Source organism: Pandoraea cepalis, from assembly GCF_902459625.1.
GTDB lineage: Bacteria > Pseudomonadota > Gammaproteobacteria > Burkholderiales > Burkholderiaceae > Pandoraea > Pandoraea cepalis.
On record NZ_CABPRY010000003.1, the window covers coordinates 706,844 to 724,415 of the forward strand.

Annotated in this window: 14 protein-coding genes; 6 read left to right on the forward strand and 8 right to left on the reverse strand. The window is 62.3% G+C overall.

The window, feature by feature from the left end; translation table 11 throughout:
• The first annotated feature begins 253 nt into the window (after nt 1-253).
• Nucleotides 254-1,453 carry an NnrS family protein gene (locus PCE31107_RS11110; protein ID WP_150608406.1) on the forward strand — a complete coding sequence of 400 codons (1,200 nt, stop codon included), beginning with the start codon at nt 254-256 and terminating at the stop codon, nt 1,451-1,453.
• A 97-nt stretch (nt 1,454-1,550) separates the two neighbouring features.
• Here the strand turns inward: PCE31107_RS11110 and PCE31107_RS11115 are convergent, their stop codons facing one another.
• Nucleotides 1,551-3,146 (reverse strand): ABC-F family ATPase, encoded by a 1,596-nt coding sequence (locus PCE31107_RS11115; protein WP_150608408.1) that lies wholly within the window; start codon nt 3,144-3,146, stop codon nt 1,551-1,553.
• A gap of 408 nt (nt 3,147-3,554) precedes the next feature.
• Here PCE31107_RS11115 and PCE31107_RS11120 point away from each other — a divergent pair, with 408 nt between their 5' ends.
• Both PCE31107_RS11120 and PCE31107_RS11125 read left to right on the forward strand, forming a co-directional pair.
• Nucleotides 3,555-4,082: a cupin domain-containing protein gene (locus PCE31107_RS11120; protein WP_174966624.1), complete on the forward strand. Its 528-nt coding sequence runs from the start codon at nt 3,555-3,557 to the stop codon at nt 4,080-4,082.
• Nucleotides 4,083-4,230: 148 nt separating this feature from the next.
• Nucleotides 4,231-5,169 carry a LysR substrate-binding domain-containing protein gene (locus PCE31107_RS11125; RefSeq protein WP_130025846.1) on the forward strand — a complete coding sequence of 313 codons (939 nt, stop codon included), beginning with the start codon at nt 4,231-4,233 and terminating at the stop codon, nt 5,167-5,169.
• Between the two features lie 219 nt (nt 5,170-5,388).
• Here PCE31107_RS11125 and PCE31107_RS11130 read toward each other — a convergent pair whose 3' ends face one another.
• Nucleotides 5,389-6,747, reverse strand: a complete 1,359-nt coding sequence (locus PCE31107_RS11130) for an 8-oxoguanine deaminase (protein WP_150608410.1) — start codon at nt 6,745-6,747, stop codon at nt 5,389-5,391.
• Entirely contained in the window at nt 6,747-8,108 is a 1,362-nt protein-coding gene (locus tag PCE31107_RS11135; protein ID WP_281352575.1) for a nucleobase:cation symporter-2 family protein, read from the reverse strand. The genes PCE31107_RS11130 and PCE31107_RS11135 overlap by 1 nt, the downstream gene beginning before the upstream one ends.
• A gap of 442 nt (nt 8,109-8,550) precedes the next feature.
• Between PCE31107_RS11135 and uraH the strand changes: the two genes are divergently transcribed.
• From uraH to PCE31107_RS11150, 3 genes are all read left to right on the forward strand, one after another.
• Nucleotides 8,551-8,901: a hydroxyisourate hydrolase gene (uraH, locus tag PCE31107_RS11140; protein WP_017234290.1), complete on the forward strand. Its 351-nt coding sequence runs from the start codon at nt 8,551-8,553 to the stop codon at nt 8,899-8,901.
• A gap of 42 nt (nt 8,902-8,943) precedes the next feature.
• Entirely contained in the window at nt 8,944-10,149 is a 1,206-nt protein-coding gene (locus PCE31107_RS11145) for a urate hydroxylase PuuD (protein ID WP_130025843.1), read from the forward strand.
• Between the two features lie 560 nt (nt 10,150-10,709).
• Nucleotides 10,710-12,089, forward strand: coding sequence for an MATE family efflux transporter (locus PCE31107_RS11150; RefSeq protein ID WP_150608414.1), 1,380 nt, complete (start codon nt 10,710-10,712; stop codon nt 12,087-12,089).
• A gap of 82 nt (nt 12,090-12,171) precedes the next feature.
• Here the strand turns inward: PCE31107_RS11150 and PCE31107_RS11155 are convergent, their stop codons facing one another.
• From PCE31107_RS11155 to PCE31107_RS11175, 5 genes are all read right to left on the reverse strand, one after another.
• A complete protein-coding gene (locus PCE31107_RS11155) occupies nt 12,172-13,017 on the reverse strand; it encodes a proteasome-type protease (protein ID WP_130025841.1) in 846 nt (281 codons plus the stop codon).
• Nucleotides 13,018-13,066: 49 nt separating this feature from the next.
• A complete protein-coding gene (locus PCE31107_RS11160) occupies nt 13,067-13,873 on the reverse strand; it encodes a transglutaminase family protein (RefSeq protein ID WP_150608417.1) in 807 nt (268 codons plus the stop codon).
• Between the two features lie 4 nt (nt 13,874-13,877).
• Nucleotides 13,878-14,876: an alpha-E domain-containing protein gene (locus PCE31107_RS11165; protein WP_130025839.1), complete on the reverse strand. Its 999-nt coding sequence runs from the start codon at nt 14,874-14,876 to the stop codon at nt 13,878-13,880.
• Nucleotides 14,877-14,921: 45 nt separating this feature from the next.
• Nucleotides 14,922-16,346: a circularly permuted type 2 ATP-grasp protein gene (locus PCE31107_RS11170; RefSeq protein ID WP_174966625.1), complete on the reverse strand. Its 1,425-nt coding sequence runs from the start codon at nt 16,344-16,346 to the stop codon at nt 14,922-14,924.
• Between the two features lie 577 nt (nt 16,347-16,923).
• Complete coding sequence (locus PCE31107_RS11175) at nt 16,924-17,457, reverse strand: ureidoglycolate lyase (RefSeq protein ID WP_150564802.1); 534 nt, start codon at nt 17,455-17,457, stop codon at nt 16,924-16,926.
• Nucleotides 17,458-17,572: the final 115 nt, after the last annotated feature.

A 17,572-nucleotide genomic window follows, 5' to 3' on the forward strand; every position in this document is an offset into this window, starting at 1 on the left:
GTCGACTCCGACACGCAGCTTCCGAGATTCCTAAGCTGCGGTCAGATGACGCAAGCACCGATTGCCCGCACAGGACCGACGCGCCTACGGCATCGGGTGTCCAAAAAGGCAAGCATTCTCGACGGAGTATTTCGCCCGCCCCGTTCGCCAAATATCGCTATCGTCACGCCGCCTCCCCATAAGGACATTTCTCCCCGATCGCCCAATGATGCGATAAGATGCATTTGTAATGCATCTTATCGCGGAGGTCACGATGTCAATCGGCCAACCCACCACGAAACCGTCGTCGCAATCGGCCCCCGGGCTGCCCCTGCTTCGGCTTGGCTTTCGCCCGTTTTACCTGGGCGGCGCAGGCTTTGCGGTATTGGCCGTTGCGCTATGGCTGGCCGCGCTTCACGGCTATCCCGTCGCCGGTCGGGCCGCGCCCGTGAACGGCCTCGTCTGGCACGTTCACGAGATGATATTTGGCGGCTTGGCCGCCATCGTCGTGGGATTCTTGCTCACCGCGGTTCGCGCGTGGACCTCGCTCGATACGCCCCGGGGTGCACCGCTTATGTGGCTGTGGGGCTTGTGGGCAGCGGGACGGGTACTGGTTTATTACGGGCCCGAATGGCTCGCCGCGGGCATCGATTCCCTTTTTCTTCCCGTGGTTGCCATCGTGCTGATGCGCGTGCTGATCAAGGCGAACAATCGTCGCAACATGTTTCTCCCCGTCGCCCTCGGCGCTTTCGGAGCGTTGAACGCCCTCTTCCACTGGTGGGCGTGGCAAGGACGCGTTGATCTCTCGTTACAGGCCGCTAACGCCGCCATCGGACTGGTCGTCATGTTCGTCACGGTGATCGCGGGGCGCGTAGTCCCGATGTTCACCTCGAACGCGGTGCCGGGCTATTGCGCGAAGCGCTGGAAGTGGATTGAAACGCTGGCCGCCCCGAGCGTCGTCATCACGCTTCTCGCAGATGCATTCCTGGCGCTGCCCGCCCTGACGATCGTGTGCGCCGCACTCACGGCGTTGATTCACGGTATCCGGCTGGCAGGATGGCGTTCCTGGCGTGCCGGGCCTCGACCGATACTGGCGATCCTGCATGTGGCCTATGCGTGGATTCCGATCGGCTTTGCGCTGCTGGCGCTCGCGGCCGCGGGAACGATTGCACACTCCCTTGCAATCCACGCCTTGACGGTCGGCGCGATCGGGTGCGCCATCATGGGCATGATCACTCGCACGGCACTGGGACATACCGGCCGCGCGCTGATCGCCGGGCGCTTCGAGATGGCCTGTTACGGATTGATCATTGCCGCGGCACTCTTGCGCGTCTTCGGCCCCTGGTTGGCGAGTGGTGCCACAAGCGCCTGGATTGACGCAGCGGGCGTGTGCTGGCTGGCGGCATTTGCCGTCTATCTGATGCGCTATGCGCCCTATCTGGTGACGGCGCGGGTTGACGGAAAGGACGGTTAAACCGTCAGACCGCTCGGCGAACGGGAACGCCACAGCACCAATGAAAAAACCCGCCGAAGCGGGTTCTTTCGTTTGAACGACGGAGACCGAGCGCGACTCAGACTTCCACGCCCTGGCTCGCCAGATACTCGTCGTACGTGCCTTGGTAATCGATGAGCGTACCGTCGTTCTTCACTTCGATGACACGCGTTGCCAGGCCCGACACGAATTCACGGTCATGCGAGACGAAGACCAGCGTGCCCGGATACTTGTCGAGCGCGATCTGCAGCGACTCGATCGACTCCATGTCCATGTGGTTGGTGGGCTCGTCCATCATCAGCACATTGTGACGGCCCAGCATCAGCTTGCCCCAGATCATGCGGCCCTTCTCGCCCCCGGAGAGCACACGCACCGATTTGCGCACGTCGTCGCCACCGAAGAGCAGACGGCCGAGCGAGCCACGAATCACCTGATCGTCGTCGCCCTCCTTGCCCCACTGCGTCATCCAGTCGGTGAGCGTCAGGTCTTGCGGAAACGCTTCCGACGTGTCTTGCGGCATGTAACCGATGTTCGCGTTCTCCGCCCACTTCACATTGCCGGCGTCGACCGGCAACGCCGCCATCAAGCTGCGAAGCAGCGTGGTCTTGCCGGCGCCGTTCTCGCCGATGATCGCCACCCGTTCGCCAGCGCGCACGGCGCCCGAGACGTTCTTGAAGATCTGACGATCGTACGACTTCGAAATGCCCTCGAATTCGAACGCAAGGTTGTGCAACTTCTTCTCGAATTCGAAACGGATGAACGGATTCTGACGCGACGACGGCTTGAGGTCTTCAACCTTGATCTTGTCGATCTGCTTGAGGCGGCTCGTCGCCTGACGTGCCTTCGACTTGTTCGCCGAGAAACGGCGCACGAAGTCCTGCAGATCGGTAATACGTTCCTTGGCCTTGGTGTTCGCTGCCATCTGACGCTCGCGGGCCTGCGCCGACGCAAGCATGTAGTCGTCGTAGTTGCCCGGGTAGATCTTCAGCGTGCCATAGTCCATATCCGCCATGTGCGTACACACGGCATTCAGGAAGTGGCGATCGTGCGAGATGATGATCATGGTGGAGTTGCGCTCGTTGAGCACGTCTTCCAGCCAGCGGATCGTGTTGATGTCCAGGTTGTTGGTCGGTTCGTCGAGCAGCAGCACGTCCGGATTCGAGAACAGCGCCTGCGCGAGCAGCACCCGCAGCTTCCAGCCCGGCGCGACGTTGCTCATCGGCCCCTGATGCTGGTCCGTCGGAATGCCCACGCCGAGCAGCAATTCGCCGGCACGCGCTTCGGCCGTGTAACCGTCGTACTCGGCGAACTTCGCCTCGAGCTCGGCCGCGTGCATGTAGTCGTCGTCCGTCGCCTCCGGATTGGCGTAGATGGCGTCGCGCTCGCTCATGGCCGCCCACATCTCGGTGTGCCCCATCATCACGACATCGAGCACGCGCATGTCTTCATACGCGAACTGGTCCTGCTTGAGCTTGCCCAGGCGAACGTTCGGCTCGAGCATGACGTTGCCCCCGCTCGGCTCCAGATCGCCGCCAAGGATCTTCATGAAAGTCGATTTGCCGCAACCGTTGGCGCCGATCAGGCCGTAGCGGTTGCCCCCGCCGAACTTGACGGAGATGTTCTCGAAGAGCGGCTTCGCGCCGAATTGCATCGTGATATTGGCAGTAGACAGCACAGGTGGTATCCGGGAGATGAGGTGCGGCGGCACGAAATTGCGCCACGAAACCTGACATTTTAACACCGATGCATGTCATGCGCCCCGGGCCGCCCCCAGCGGTTGTGAAGCATCCGAAATGTGGCGTACGCAGGGGCCGACACGGCATCGACTGTCTTACGCTGCCCGAAGCCACGTCAATCGGTGCGTACGGCGGTGCGCATGTCCGCGCCTGTGCCTGCGCGTATGAATGCGCTTAAGTCTGCGCAGGTTGGGCATTAGCGGCCCGCAACGCGCCGACCGACGCGGCCAAACACGCCGGAGCGCCCGGCTTTTTTCCTTTTTCTGCCCTTTCCTCGATCTTTCCTCGTGCTTTTTTGGGCTCGCTCCGGCGATTCCATCACCCTCATCCACACTCTCATTCCAGCCATGACCGCTATCCGCTTGTCGATGACCGCCTCACGCGCCATGCACGCCCGCTACCGCGCGCTCCTTGCCCTGCTGAGCGCCGCCCCGCTGTTGACGGCCTCGGCGCCGGCCGGTGCCGAGGCCCGCCCCTCCGGCGTGAGCACCGAAATCCTCGTCAAATCCTCGTCCTCATGGGACCAGACCGGCTACACGGCCTACCCGAGCGGCGTTCCTGAACCCACGCTCGTGCGCATCTCCATTGCCCCGAACACCCGGCTGGACTGGCACCTCCACCCCATGCCCGCCATTGGCTACGTCACGTCGGGCCAGTTGAGCGTCGAGCGCGCCGATAACGGCACACAACGTTCGTTTACCGCCGGGCAGACAATCATGGAACTGGTCGATGTGCCCCATCGGGGACGGACGGGCGATGCCGGCGCAGAACTGCTGGTGTTTTACGCGGGCTCGGCACAGCAGCCGTTGTCGGTCGCCACCCCCGGCGCGGGCAAACTCGCGTGGGATCCGACAGTGCAGCCAGCCCGCGATTAACATTGTTGCAGCGCCTGTCGCCTCGCGAACGACAGGCGCTACGGTCGCCGGTAGGGGCTTTCCGCTATAGAAGCGTGTGCGACTTGTGCTTCATAATGATTTCCTTATGCAATTCACAGTCCGACATATTCGGATTGTTATATTCCTTATGAGCCAGAACCGCGAACCGATTGACACTTATTTGCTGCGCGTCCTTCATACCTTGTTGATCGAGCGCAGCGTGACGCGCGCGGCCGTCAAGCTGAACCAGTCGCAGCCGGCGATCAGCGCGGCGCTGCGGCGGTTGCGCGACATCACCGGCGATCCGCTGCTGGTGCGCGGCAAATCGGGCATGGTGCCCACGGAGTACGGTCAATCGCTGCTGGAGCCAACACAGAACGCTTTGCGCGAGATTGAGCGCATCACGGTTCAGCAATCGAATTTCGATCCGGCGACGACGGTTCGCACGTTCCGCATCGGCTCGCCCGACTATCTGAATACGCTATTCGTACCGACAGTCGTCGAACGCTTTCGCCAGCAGGCGCCCAACGCTCATCTCGAACTGCATTCGCTGGGGCCCGCCTTCGACTATGAGCACGCCCTCGAAGATGGCAAGGTCGACATCGTGATCGGCAACTGGCCCGAGCCGCCGGAGCAGCTTCACCTCTCGAACTTGTTCGTCGATCAGATCGTCTGCCTGGTGCGCAATACGCACCCCTACGCCAAACGCGGCCTCACGCTCGACCAGTATCTCGCCAGCCCGCATCTCGCGCCCACGCCCTATTCCGTTGCGCAACGCGGCGCCATCGATATGCACCTGGCGCGCGAGCGCCTGAAGCGTAATGTGGTCGTGACGATTCCGTATTTCAATCTGGCGCCTTACGTTCTGCTCAAATCCGATCTGATCTTCACCACGACGCGCCTGTTTGCCGACTATTACGCGGAGTTCCTGCCGCTCACCGTGCTCGAAGCGCCCATCGACTTCCCGCCGATGCAGTATTACCAGTTGTGGCACGAACGCACACACTATTCGGATGAGGTGCGCTGGCTACGCAGCGTCATTTCCGACGCCACGCGGACTTTGCTTGAGATGCGCCCCCAGACCTAAGCCGTCGCCGCCGTCGTCACCTGCAGTTACCTGCGCTTGACTGCGCCATCGATTCGCCTAGGGATTCCCGCGCGGTTTTTACCGGCGGAGCGGCCCCCACCGCTCCGCCGAACCGCACGGCAGCATGCCCGGCGTACAGGCACACCACCCCCGACGTCCCGCCGGCCTGTTGCCGTGCCCAGCCGCACACCATGTAGGGGCGGCCGGCGCGACAGGGCCTTATCGGGATGCCTCGGCCAGTTGCTGCGCCAGCGCGTTGTGACGCGTGACGAGCGATGGCAGGTCGAGCGTCGCCAGACGCCCTTCGCGCACCACCACCCGCCCGTTCACCACGCTGTAGGCAGCGTGTCCCGGATTACAGAAGACCAGCGCCGCGACCGGATCGTGCAGGCCACCCGCCATGCCGATGCCACGTGTGTCGAACGCCACGAAGTCCGCCGCCATGCCGGGCGCGAGCACGCCGATGTCGTCTCGCCCCAGCACGCGCGCGCCCCCCACCGTGGCGATCTCCAGGGCCTCGCGCGCGGTCATCGCGCTCGGGCCGAAGCCCACGCGTTGTAGCAGCAATGCCTGGCGCGCCTCGCCGATCATGTTGGCCGCATCGTTCGACGCCGATCCGTCCACCCCCAGCCCAACGGGCACGCCCGCGTCGCGCATGCGTCGAATCGGGGCGATGCCCGATGCGAGCCGCATGTTCGAACACGGGCAATGCGCCACGCCGGTGCCAGTCTTGGCGAACAGCGCGATGCCCGAGTCGTCGAGTTGCACGCAGTGGGCATGCCAGACATCGTGGCCGACCCAGCCCAGATCCTGCGCGTATTCGGCCGGCGTCATGCCGAACATCTCGCGGCTGTAGGCAATATCGTTGACGTTCTCCGCCAGATGGGTATGCATCGATACGCCGTAGTGACGCGCCATCGTCGCCGACTCGCGCATCAGGTCACGGCTCACGGAAAACGGCGAGCATGGCGCCACGACCACGCGCAGCATCGCGTAGCGACCTGCGTCGTGATACGTTTCGATGAGGCGTTGCGTGTCGGTGAGAATGTCGTCTTCGCGCTCCACGACACGATCGGGCGGCAGCCCGCCCTGACTCTGCCCGACGCTCATGCTGCCACGGCTGGCATGAAAGCGCATGCCGATCTCGGCGGCCGCCTCGATGCTGTGGTCGAGCTTGCAGCCGTTCGGGTAGATGTACAGGTGGTCGCTCGACGTGGTGCAGCCCGAGAGCAGCAACTCGGCCATCGCCGTCTGGGTCGAAACGCGGATCATCTCCGGCGTGAGGTTCGCCCACACCGGATACAGGTTCGTCAGCCAGTTGAACAGTTCGCCGTCCTGCGCCGCCGGAATGGCGCGCGTGAGGCTCTGGTACATGTGGTGATGCGTGTTGACCAGGCCGGGGATGGCGACGTGCCCGGTCAGATCGAGCACTTCGTCGGCCGTGTCCGGCAGCGTATCGCGGGTGCCGACGGCCACGATCCGATTGTCCTCGATGTACAGGCCGCCTCGGGCAATTTCGCGGCGGCCCGCATCCATGGTGACCAGCACGTCGGCATTCGTGACGAGCAGCGTTTTCATCAATGCGCCTCCAGTCCCATCGCTGACCCGTTCTGCTCGCCGTGGCCATTGGCGGCCGGCGCTTTGAAGCCATTGAAGTAGGCGTTCAGAATCACCGCCGAGAGCGTGGCCAGCAGAATCCCGCTGTGGAGCAACGGCGCGAGTTGTTCCGGCATCTTCGAGAAGAACTTGTTCGACGCCACCGGAATCATCGCCATGCCGATGCTGATGGCGACAATGTACAGGTTATAGCGGTTGTGCGAGTAGTCGACCTTGGACAGAATTTTGATGCCCGTGGCGAGCACCATGCCAAACATGACCACGCCGGCGCCACCCAGCACGAATTGCGGAATCGAGGCCACAACCACCGACATCTTCGGAATGAAGCCGAACACGAGCAGGATGACGCCCGCCGCCACGCACACCCAGCGACTTTTCACCCCCGTCACGCCCACGAGGCCGATATTCTGCGAAAAGGAGGTATGCGGGAACGTATTGAACAGGCCGCCGATCACGGTGGCCAAGCCGTCGACACGCAGACCGGCCACCAGCGCCTTCTCGTCGACCGGCTTGCCCACGATCTCGCCAAGCGCCAGGAACATGCCCGTCGATTCGATGAACGTGATCAGCATCACGATGGTGAGCGTCACAATCGCCCACGGATCGAACACCGGCATGCCGAAATGGAACGGCAGCACGACGTCGAACCACTTCACCTGATCGAGGCCGTCGAAATTGACTTTGTGAAGCATCAACGCAATGGCGAAGCCGAACAGAATACCGAGCAGCACGGCAATGTTCGAGAAGAAGCCCTTCACGAAGCGCGTGATCAACAAGATGAAGACGAGTACCGCGAAGGACACTCCCAGGTAGACCGGGTCGCCGTAATCGGGATTGCCCACCCCGCCCGCCGCCCAATTGATCCCCACGCCGATGATGGTCAGGCCGATCGACGTGATGACAATGCCCGTGACAATGGGCGGAAAGAAGCGCAGCAGCTTGCCAACGGCCGGCGCGAGCAGCGTACCGATGATACCGGCGGCGATGGTCGCCCCGAAAATGCCGGGCAACCCGAGCGATGGATTGGTGCCGATCGCGAGCATTGGACCGACCGCCGCGAACGTGACGGCCATGACGACCGGCATGCGAATGCCGAAACGACCCACGCCCACGCTCTGGATCAGCGTGGCAATGCCGCAGCACATCAGGTCGGCGGAAATGAGAAAAGCGATCTGGTCCTTGGGCAAGCCAAGGGCGCCGCCGATGATGAGCGGCACGGCGACCGCCCCCGCATACATCACGAGCACGTGCTGCAGGCCCAGCATGAACAGTTTTCCGATCGGCAGTCGCTCGTCGACCGGATCCACGGTGTTGGTTGTCACACTCATTGCGTCTCCGTCCCAAGGGGGGCTGTTTGATTGCTATTTTTGGGTGACTCAATGGTGCAGGTCGACGCCTTTTGCGACAAGACCGTCGGAGGCTATAGTGTTTTTTTCATGGAACGTATGCCTGAATGCTTATCTTGCCGCTCGGGTTTTCCCGAGGCAGGTACGTCGCCATTGGGCTTTCCGGGCGATGCGCATCCGGTCGCGGACACACATCATATGAATGGCGTTATACAGCGGATAAACGAAACAAATAGTGCTCCCAAAAATCCCCATCGCAGGGCGCGCGGGGTACGCTGAGCACGTCGGCATAACGCAGGAATGCCTGTCACGTATTTGTCCGGCGTGGCGTGGTATGTGCGCGTTTTTATCTTTGGTATTGCGCCCGTTGCCAGGCCGCCATCTCCCTACAATGCACCCATCCATTACAGGAGACATCATGGGACGACTGACTACCCACGTACTTGATACATCGCACGGCAAGCCAGGCGCGGGCATCCGTGTCGAGCTATGGCGTGTGGACGGCGAGCGCCGCTCGCTGCGCGACGTGCAGACGAATCACGACGGCCGTTGCGACAAGCCGCTGCTCGAAGGCGAGGAATTCGTCGCGGGCGAATATGAACTCGTGTTTCATGCAGGTGACTACTTCGCCGCCCAGGGCGTGGACGTCCCGTCGCCGCGCTTCGTGGATCGCGTTGTGCTGCGTTTCGGCGTGGCCGAGCCTTCCCAGCATTACCACGTGCCCCTTCTGGTGTCGCCGTGGAGCTTTTCCACGTATCGCGGTAGTTGATAAGCGTGAGCGTGAACGTCAGGCAGTTGAGGAGAACATAAGATGGAAGCGTTTATTACCGACTGGGTCAATCTGTTGTTGCGCTGGCTGCATGTGATAGCGGCCATTGCCTGGATTGGCGAGTCGTTCTATTTCGTGATGCTGGACAATGGTCTGAAGCCGCCGAAGGCTGCCGACGACAAGCAAAAGGGCGTGTTCGGCGAGATGTGGTCGGTGCATGGGGGCGGTTTCTACCACGCGCAAAAGTACCTGAACTCGCCTCCGCAGATGCCGGAAGACCTGCACTGGTCGAAGTGGAAGTCGTATACGACGTGGCTCTCGGGCTTTGGCCTGTTCTGTGCGCTGTATCTGCTGCAGCCGCAGACGTATCTCATCGACAAGACCGTGATGGATCTGCAGCCGGGTCAGGCGGTGGGTCTTGCGGTGGCGTTTCTGATTGGCGGCTGGTTTGTCTACGATTTCCTGTGCCGCCTGCTGGGCAAGAACGAACGGGTGCTGGGCATTGCGGTTGCGCTGTTCGTGGTCGCCGCGACGTATGCCACGACGCATATTTTTGCCGGGCGCGCGGCCTTCCTGATTGTCGGCGCCATGATGGCGACGTCGATGTCGGCAAACGTGTTCTTCTGGATCATCCCGGGACAGCGCAAGAGCGTCGATGCGCTCTCGAAGGGCGAGGTGCCGAACCCGATCTGGGGCAAGCTGGGCAAGCAGCGCTCGGTTCACAACACGTATTTCACATTGCCGGTTGTGTTCATCATGATCAGCAACCACTACGCGTTCACCTATAGCAATCCGCACAATTGGGTGATTCTTTCGATCATCATGGCCGCGGGCGCGATGATTCGTCAGTTCTTCGTGCTGCGTCACGCGGGGAAGAATCTGTACGTGCTGCCGGTCGCTGGCGCGGCCCTGCTCGCCGGGGTTGCCGTGTTCGCCGCACCGCGCCCCGCCCCGACGCCCGCCGCAGGCGCGCATGGCGAAGCGGTGGCGTCGAGCGTGAAGCTCTCGGAAATCCAGCCGATCCTGACGCAACGCTGCGCGACGTGTCACTCGGCCAAGCCAACGATGATGGGCAGCGCACCGGCAGGGGTGATGTTCGATACGCCGGCCGAGATTTCGCAAAACGCCCAGCGGATCTATCAGCAGGCGGTGGCGCTCAAGGCGATGCCCTTGGGCAACGTGACCCAGATGACCGACGACGAACGCCAGAAGATTGCCGCGTGGTTCAACGGCGGCGCGCAGCAGTAACCTTCACGAACGTCTTTCTTGCTGGACCCATGTTGGGGCGCTTCGGCGCCCCTTTTTTTTACGTCATCGCGTTGCGTTGCGCTGATGCACGGCACGGCGTTGTAAGCGGTGAAAGAGACGTGGACGTTTTCGACTGTTCCCCCGACAAAACAATCACTTGGGAACTTCGGTACGGGTACGCGGGTCTGTAGTACGCGTCCGGCAGTCCGGGCGTGACGTATTTGCGAAGGCGGCATCCGCTCAACCTTCCCATCACGTCAAACTACGGGTGCGATGCCGACAGCGGCAGGCGCATCACGAATCAGACATCATGAATTTCCTGCTTTTCTCCGCTTCCCGGCAAGGCGTTGTCTGGGTGCATCTGCACCAGGCAATGTTTCCGCCGTCCGATCTGACTGCCTGACGACGTCTGCGCGCCACCGCTGCGCGTGATGTTGTGGGCGGGACGGGTGCGCCATCGCTTGCGCGTGCCCGGTCGATCTCCCATCTCGAAGTATCGATGTGCAAGCCACGGTGAGCTGCGTCCCGACACGACGCGGCGATGTGTCATCGGGGGGACCATGTCTCATTCCACGCTCCATCAATCCACGCAGGGCACAAGGACGCCGCTGCTCAAACAATTTACGTCGCTCGCGATTCCCACCATTCTTTCCGGCTGGGTATACACGGTCTACACGTTGATCGACGGAATCTTCATCGGTCGATATGTCGGCGAACAGGCGTTGGCAGCGCTCAATCTCGTCGTCCCGTTGCTGTATGTCCCGTATGCGTTCAGTGTCATGATCGGTGTGGGCGGCGCCACGCTCATCGCCCGCTTGTTGGGAGAGGGACGCGACGCACAGGCGCGTCGCGCATTCTCGCAGGTGCTCTGGGAGATGCTCGCCTTCAGTATCGCGATGAGCGCCGGGGTGCTGTACTTCCGTCACGAAATCGCCGCTGCGCTCGGCGCACACGGCGAAATTACACAACACGTGGTGGGCTTTCTGTCGGGCTGGGGCTGGTTCGTGCTTTTCGCGAACGGTCTTTACGCGATGGAGCTGTTCCTGCGCGTGGAAGGCGCGCCGGCGGCGCGATTCGGACTGTACGCGATGTTTCTTGGCGCGCTCGCCAATGTGGCGCTGGACTATTGGTTCATCGTGGTGAAGGAGATGGGCATGTACGGGGCGTCGCTCGCCACCGGCTTGTCGATGATGGTCTCCAGCAGCGTGATGCTCGCGTATCACTTCGTGCTGGCCAAGAAGGTCGTGCCTGCACGGCGGGCTTTCGCAGACACCGAAGTCCATATCTGGCGTGTGATGTACAACGGTGCCTCGGAGTTTCTGGGGGCGATCGCCCCGGCGGTGACCGTGTTCGCGTTCAATCGCGTCATTCTGTGGAACTTTGGCGAGCCCGGGTTGGCCGCCTACGCCATTCTGGAATACATGACGCTCGGTGCCACGGTGACGATGGTCGCGCTCGTGCAGAGCATGCAGCCGATGATCAGCTTCTACCGTGGCTCGCGCGATCTGAACGCATTGCGCGAGTCGTTCCGGCTCGGCGTCATGGCGGTGACGGGGTTCTCGGTGCTGGTGGCTGTCGCCATGGCTACACTCGCTCGCCCGCTGACATTCCTGTTCTTGCCGGCAGGCGTTCAGGCATGGTCGATTCTCGAGCACGCGGTGCTTTGGTATGCGCTGGCGTTTCTGCCGGCAGCCGGCAATTTGATCGTGGCGGGCTTTCTGACGGCCGTGGAGTCACCGGGACCGTCGGCGGCCATTGCCATGCTGCGAAGCTGGGTGTTGCTGCTGGGCATTCTTTGGCTGCTCAATGTTGGGTTCGGTGGCGCGGCGATCTGGTACACGCTGTTGATCACTGAAGTGCTGACGCTTGCCATCAGCGTCTGGCTATATTGGCGCAGTGACCGGGGCGACGCGCTGTTGGCGCGCGCAGCGTCTCGCTGAGGCCCTGGCCCCTGGCTACCGTACCCAGCAGAGCGGCGTGACTTCGCGGTCACGCCGTTTTTTATGGTCATGCCGCGACGGCTCAGCTCGGCATCTTTAGCGAGAACGATTGCGCGAGCGACTGCACGCTGGACGCGTCGTCCGCGCCCGGCGCGCCTTCGGGAGGCGCGGCGCGTGGCGGCAGCGATGCCGGCACGCTAACTTCGCTGGCAGCCCACTGCGGTTCGGGCAGTTCGTCGAACACTTGGCGCAGGCGCGCCCCCCACGATTCGTGGATCATCTTGTAGTAGACGTTTTCGTCGTCGAGCGACGCGAACCGCGTCACGCGCAGGCTGTTTTCTTCATACACGAGAAGATCGAGCGGCAGCCCCACGGAGACGTTGGAGCGAAGCGTGGAATCCATGGAAATCAGCGCGCACTTGGCGCCGTCGTCGAGCGAGGTCGCGGGCGTGACGAGCCGATCGATGATGGGCTTGCCGTATTTGGACTCGCCGATCTGGAAGTATGGGTTGACCGACGACGCTTCGATAAAGTTACCGGCGGAGTACAGTTGATAAAGGCGGCTCGGCGCACCGGCGATTTGGCCGCCGAGCAGAAAGCTGCAATTGAAGTCGACACCGAAGGCTTCGAGCGCCTTGGCATCGCGTGTGTGGACGTCTCGAATTGCCTGGCCGACAACGCGCGCGACGTCGGTCATGCTTTTGGCGTTCCATAGCGTTTCGGTGTCGCGCGCTTCGACCAGTTGTTGGCGCACGGCCTGGGTGAGCGCGAGGTTACCCGCCGAGAGCAGTACGAGCACGCGCTCGTCCGCACGCTCGAACACGAGCATCTTGCGAAAGGTGCTTACGTGATCGACGCCCGCATTGGTTCGGGTATCGGAGAGAAAGACGAGCCCGGCATCGAGCTTCATGGCCACGCAATACGTCATGTCGTTCCTGTCTTGCCGTGCCCGGCACGCTGCCCGGGCACGCGGAAAGCTATTGTTGTTGGACGCGCGGCACGGTATCGACTTTGACCGATACGTGCAGCGCTTCTGTCGCACCGCCGCTGCGCATGCCTCTGACGGGCGCGGCAGACTCATAGTCGCGTCCGACGGCCAATCGGCAATAGTTGCCGCTGGCGAAACAGGCGTGCGTGACGTCGACGCTGACCCATCCCTCCCCATCGACCCATACGTCGACCCATGCGTGGCTGGCCGCATGCGGTACGTCGCCGGGATCAAGATATCCGCTGACGTATCGCGCGGGCACGCCTCGCGCTCGGCATACGGCGAGCATCAGGTGGGCGTGATCCTGACAGACACCTCGCCCAAGCGCCAGTGCCTGAGCCGCGGTGCTGGTCACGGCGGTGATGCCGGATGCGTAGTCGACATGTTCGCAGATGGTGGCGGCGAGCGCCAACAGGTCGCCCGGCGAGCCGAGACCGGCGACGGCGGCAAGTGCGTCGATGGCGTCGCTGCGCGCGGTGAGCGGCGTCGGGCTCGCGAAGGATAACACCGGGACGGCGTGGGCCGTCTCGCCGAGCCGTCCATCGATGAGCGGTGTGGTGTCGATCTCGCCTTCGGCCATGAGGCGGATTTCGCTGTGCGGCTGATGAAGCACCAGGGTATGCATGTCGTTCCCGAACGCGTCGCGCGCGGGCGTGAGTTTGCCGGGCGCGCTCAGCCGCCAGTGCGCGATACGCTGGACTTCGGACGCCGCAGGCGTGAGCCGAAGCTGCTGGATGGTGTAACGCACCGGCGTGTCGTAGCGGTAGGTGGTCTCGTGGCGGATGGTCAGGCGCATGGCATCAGGCGGCGAGCGGGATCAGGAAGGTCTGGCTGATCTTGTTGCCGAGCACGGAGACGCGCTCAAGGAACGCGGTCAGGACGGGATGTAGGCCTTGTTGGTGGATCTGCTGGATGTCGGTGTATTTGAGTTCGGCTTGCAATTTTCCCGCGTAGCGTTCTACATCCCCGGACTGGGCATTGGACAGGGTGGCGAGGTTTTCGCATACGCCGCTGAGCGAGGCAAGCAAGGAGCGTGGCATGTGCGCGTTGAGCATGAGCAGTTCGACGACGCGCTCTGGGGTAATCACGTCTCGGTACACTTTGCGGTAGATCTCGAAGCCGGACACGCTGCGCAGCACGGCGGACCAGTAGTAGAAGTCGGTGGGATGGGAGGCGTCGGGGCCCGCCCGGTCGGTGCGCACGGCTTCGTGGAAGCGGACGTCGAGAATTCGCGCGGTGTTGTCGGCGCGTTCGAGGAATAGGCCCAGCCGAGTAAAGTAGAAGGCATCATCCTGGAACAAGGTGCCGAAGCTGACGCCGCGCGAGAGGTGCGAGCGCACTTTGACCCATTCGAAAAGTTGGGCCGGGTCGCGCTCGAGCAGGTCGAGCATGCGCGGAAAATCGAGCCAGGTGCTGTTGACGGTTTCCCATAGTTCGGTGGTAAGCGTACCCCGCACGGCGCGCGCGTTTTCGCGTGCCGCCTCGAGACAACAAGCGATGCTCGACGGGTTATCGCGGTCACGTACGACGAAGTCGAGGACATTGGCACGCGTGGCACGCCCATGTTTGCGATTGAACGCGGGTTCGAGTTCGGAGATGCGCAAGGTGGCGCGCCAGCCAGCCTCGTCGTTGAAGGTGCCGGCGTGCGCACGGGCGCCGTCGGCATCGTCGTCGTCATCGATGGCATCTTGCGGGAGCAGCAGGTTCTGCAAGTTGACGTCGAGCAGGCGTGCGGTGTTTTCGGCCCGCTCCATGTAGCGAGCCATCCAGAACAGGTGATCGGCGGTACGGCTGAGCATGATGGCTTCCCGATAGGATTTTTTGTCGTTTCCGGCGAACGTGGCTTATTTTTCGAGCACCCAGGTGTCTTTTGTCCCCCCGCCCTGGGAGGAATTGACGACGAGTGAGCCTTCGGTAAGCGCAACGCGGGTGAGTCCGCCCGGCACCATGGTGACGCCCTTGCCGGAGGAGAGCACGAAGGGACGCAGATCGATGTGTCGCGGTGCAATGCCGGCCTCGACGAAGGTGGGGCATGCGGACAGTGCGAGCGTAGGTTGGGCGATGTAGCCGTCGGGTTTGGCGATGAGCCGTTGCCGGAATGCCTCGATTTCGGCTCGGGTGGCCGCAGGGCCCACGAGCATGCCGTAGCCTCCGGCACCATGCACTTCTTTGACGACGAGTTCGCCAAGGTTGTCGAGGGTGTAGGCGAGATCGTCCGCTCGACGACATTGGTAGGTCGGAACGTTGTTGAGAATGGGCTTCTCACCCAGGTAAAACTCGATCATGTCCGGCACGAACGGGTAGATGGATTTGTCGTCGGCAACGCCGGCGCCGATGGCATTGGCCAAGGTGACTCGCCCCGCCCGGTAGACGCTGAGCAAACCAGGCACGCCCAAGGTGGAGTCGGCGCGGAAGGCCAACGGATCGAGAAAGTCGTCGTCGATTCTGCGATAGATGACGTCGACGCGCTTCGCACCATTGGTGGTTCGCATGTAGACGAGGTTGTCCTCGACGAACAGGTCTTGCCCCTCGACCAACTCGATACCCATCTGTTGCGCCAGAAAGGCATGCTCGAAGTACGCGGAGTTGTAGATGCCCGGGGTCATGACGACGACGGTGGGATCGTCGACCCCCACCGGCGCCACGGCGCGCAGACTGTCGAGCAAAAGGTCCGGATAATGCTCGACCGGCGCAATCCGGTTTCTCGCGAACAGTTCAGGGAATAACCGCATCATCATTTTGCGGTTTTCCAGCATGTACGACACGCCGGACGGCACTCGGAGATTGTCCTCCAGCACGTAGAAAACCCCGTCGTCGCCCGCGCCCGCACGCACCACATCCACACCCGCGATATGTGCATAGATGTCGCCCGGCACGTTCACCCCCTGCATCTCGGGACGATACTGCGCGTTCTGTAATACCTGCTCCGCCGGAATGACCCCGGCACGCAAGATGTCCTGCTCATGGTAGACGTCATGAACGAACCGGTTCAACGCGTCCACGCGCTGGCGCAAACCCGCCTGCAAGGTCTGCCATTCGTGAGCAGGAACAATTCTTGGGATCAAATCAAATGGGATCAAGCGCTCTGTGCCCGCCTCGTTGCCATAAACGGCAAATGTGATCCCCACACGCCGGAACGCCAAGTCGGCCTCAGCCCGCTTGTGGTGCAAGACATCCTCGGACTGGCATTTGAGCCAATCGTCAAACCGCCGGTAATGCGCACGCGTCGCACCCGTGATGCTCGCCATCTCGTTGTAGCTCTCGACCATTTGCTTCTCCGCAAATTGCTGTGCCGAGATCGTGCAATATTCATGCCCGTGCCGCTTTTTTACCCTTTCGCACGAATTCCGTGCAACACACCCATCATTTCGCACCACGCTGGTGATTTGAACTCAACACCACTCCCCTAGACGGACCGGAGCCTCAACACCGCTCCCCTAGACGGACCGGGGCCCCTTTCCGCCTCTCAAACATAAACCCAACTCGCTGCAGAAAGGGGCCCCGGTCCGTCCCCCCTCCACGCCCCCAGTCCCTCCACCGACACCGCCCGCTTCCCTCGCCTCCCCCCACACCGCCCCAGTCCCGTCGACACCGCCCGTCTCCATCGCCATCGCGACGCCGCACCCGCCCCGCGCGTGCTCCGCATCTGCCGCAGGACGGCCGCGCCGTCGCCCACACCTCTCCAGTCCCTCTTCTCCTCCTACCTCCTTCTAGCGCCTCCTGGCGCCTCCTGGCGCCTCCTCTCGCTCTCGCCCCTCCCTCGCTTTTTCATCCCCCCATATGCAAAACGCCGGGCTCTCCCCGGCGTCTTCGCTGTCCCGCACCTGTCTTTCGCTACCGCTCTGCTTATGCAGCCTTTCTTGCTGAACGCACCGCCTCCAACGCCGCTCGCGTCAACACATACGTGCCCGGCAAATCCTGCTCGTCACAGTTGTGACCCTCTCCTCCCCGATCCACCACCACGAAGTCGCTCACCTCATCCAACGCCAACAACGGGTGATGCCACACGCCACGCGCATAGTTCACCCCCTGCCACCCCTCCGAAACAAACGCCCTCATCTGACTCACATCCAATTCGCCCGCCGGCGCTACCACCACCAAGTACGGCGTCGTCTTCAACGGAATGAACGCCTGACTCCCCAACGGATGCCGCTCCAACATCTTCACTTCATACGGCAACTGCCTCGGCTGGCCACGAAACACATTGACTAAGGTGCGGCCGCCCTCCGGCCCCAAATCTACCGTCGCCAAATCGTGAAACCGCTCCGTCGTCCCGCCATTGATCCCGAAATGCTTCGCCCCCGACAACTCGATCACATCGCCAAACGGCGCAAACGCCTCTCGCGTCAATCGCTCGATCTTCAACGCCGCTCCCGCCATGTCACTCTCCTTTTTTTTCCCTTTTTCATTTCTCCCCCTCTCGCACGCCCTGCCGGGCGCGAGAGGGATTCATTCACGCTTACGCTTTCTTTTCGCTCAACCGGCCCCACAACCG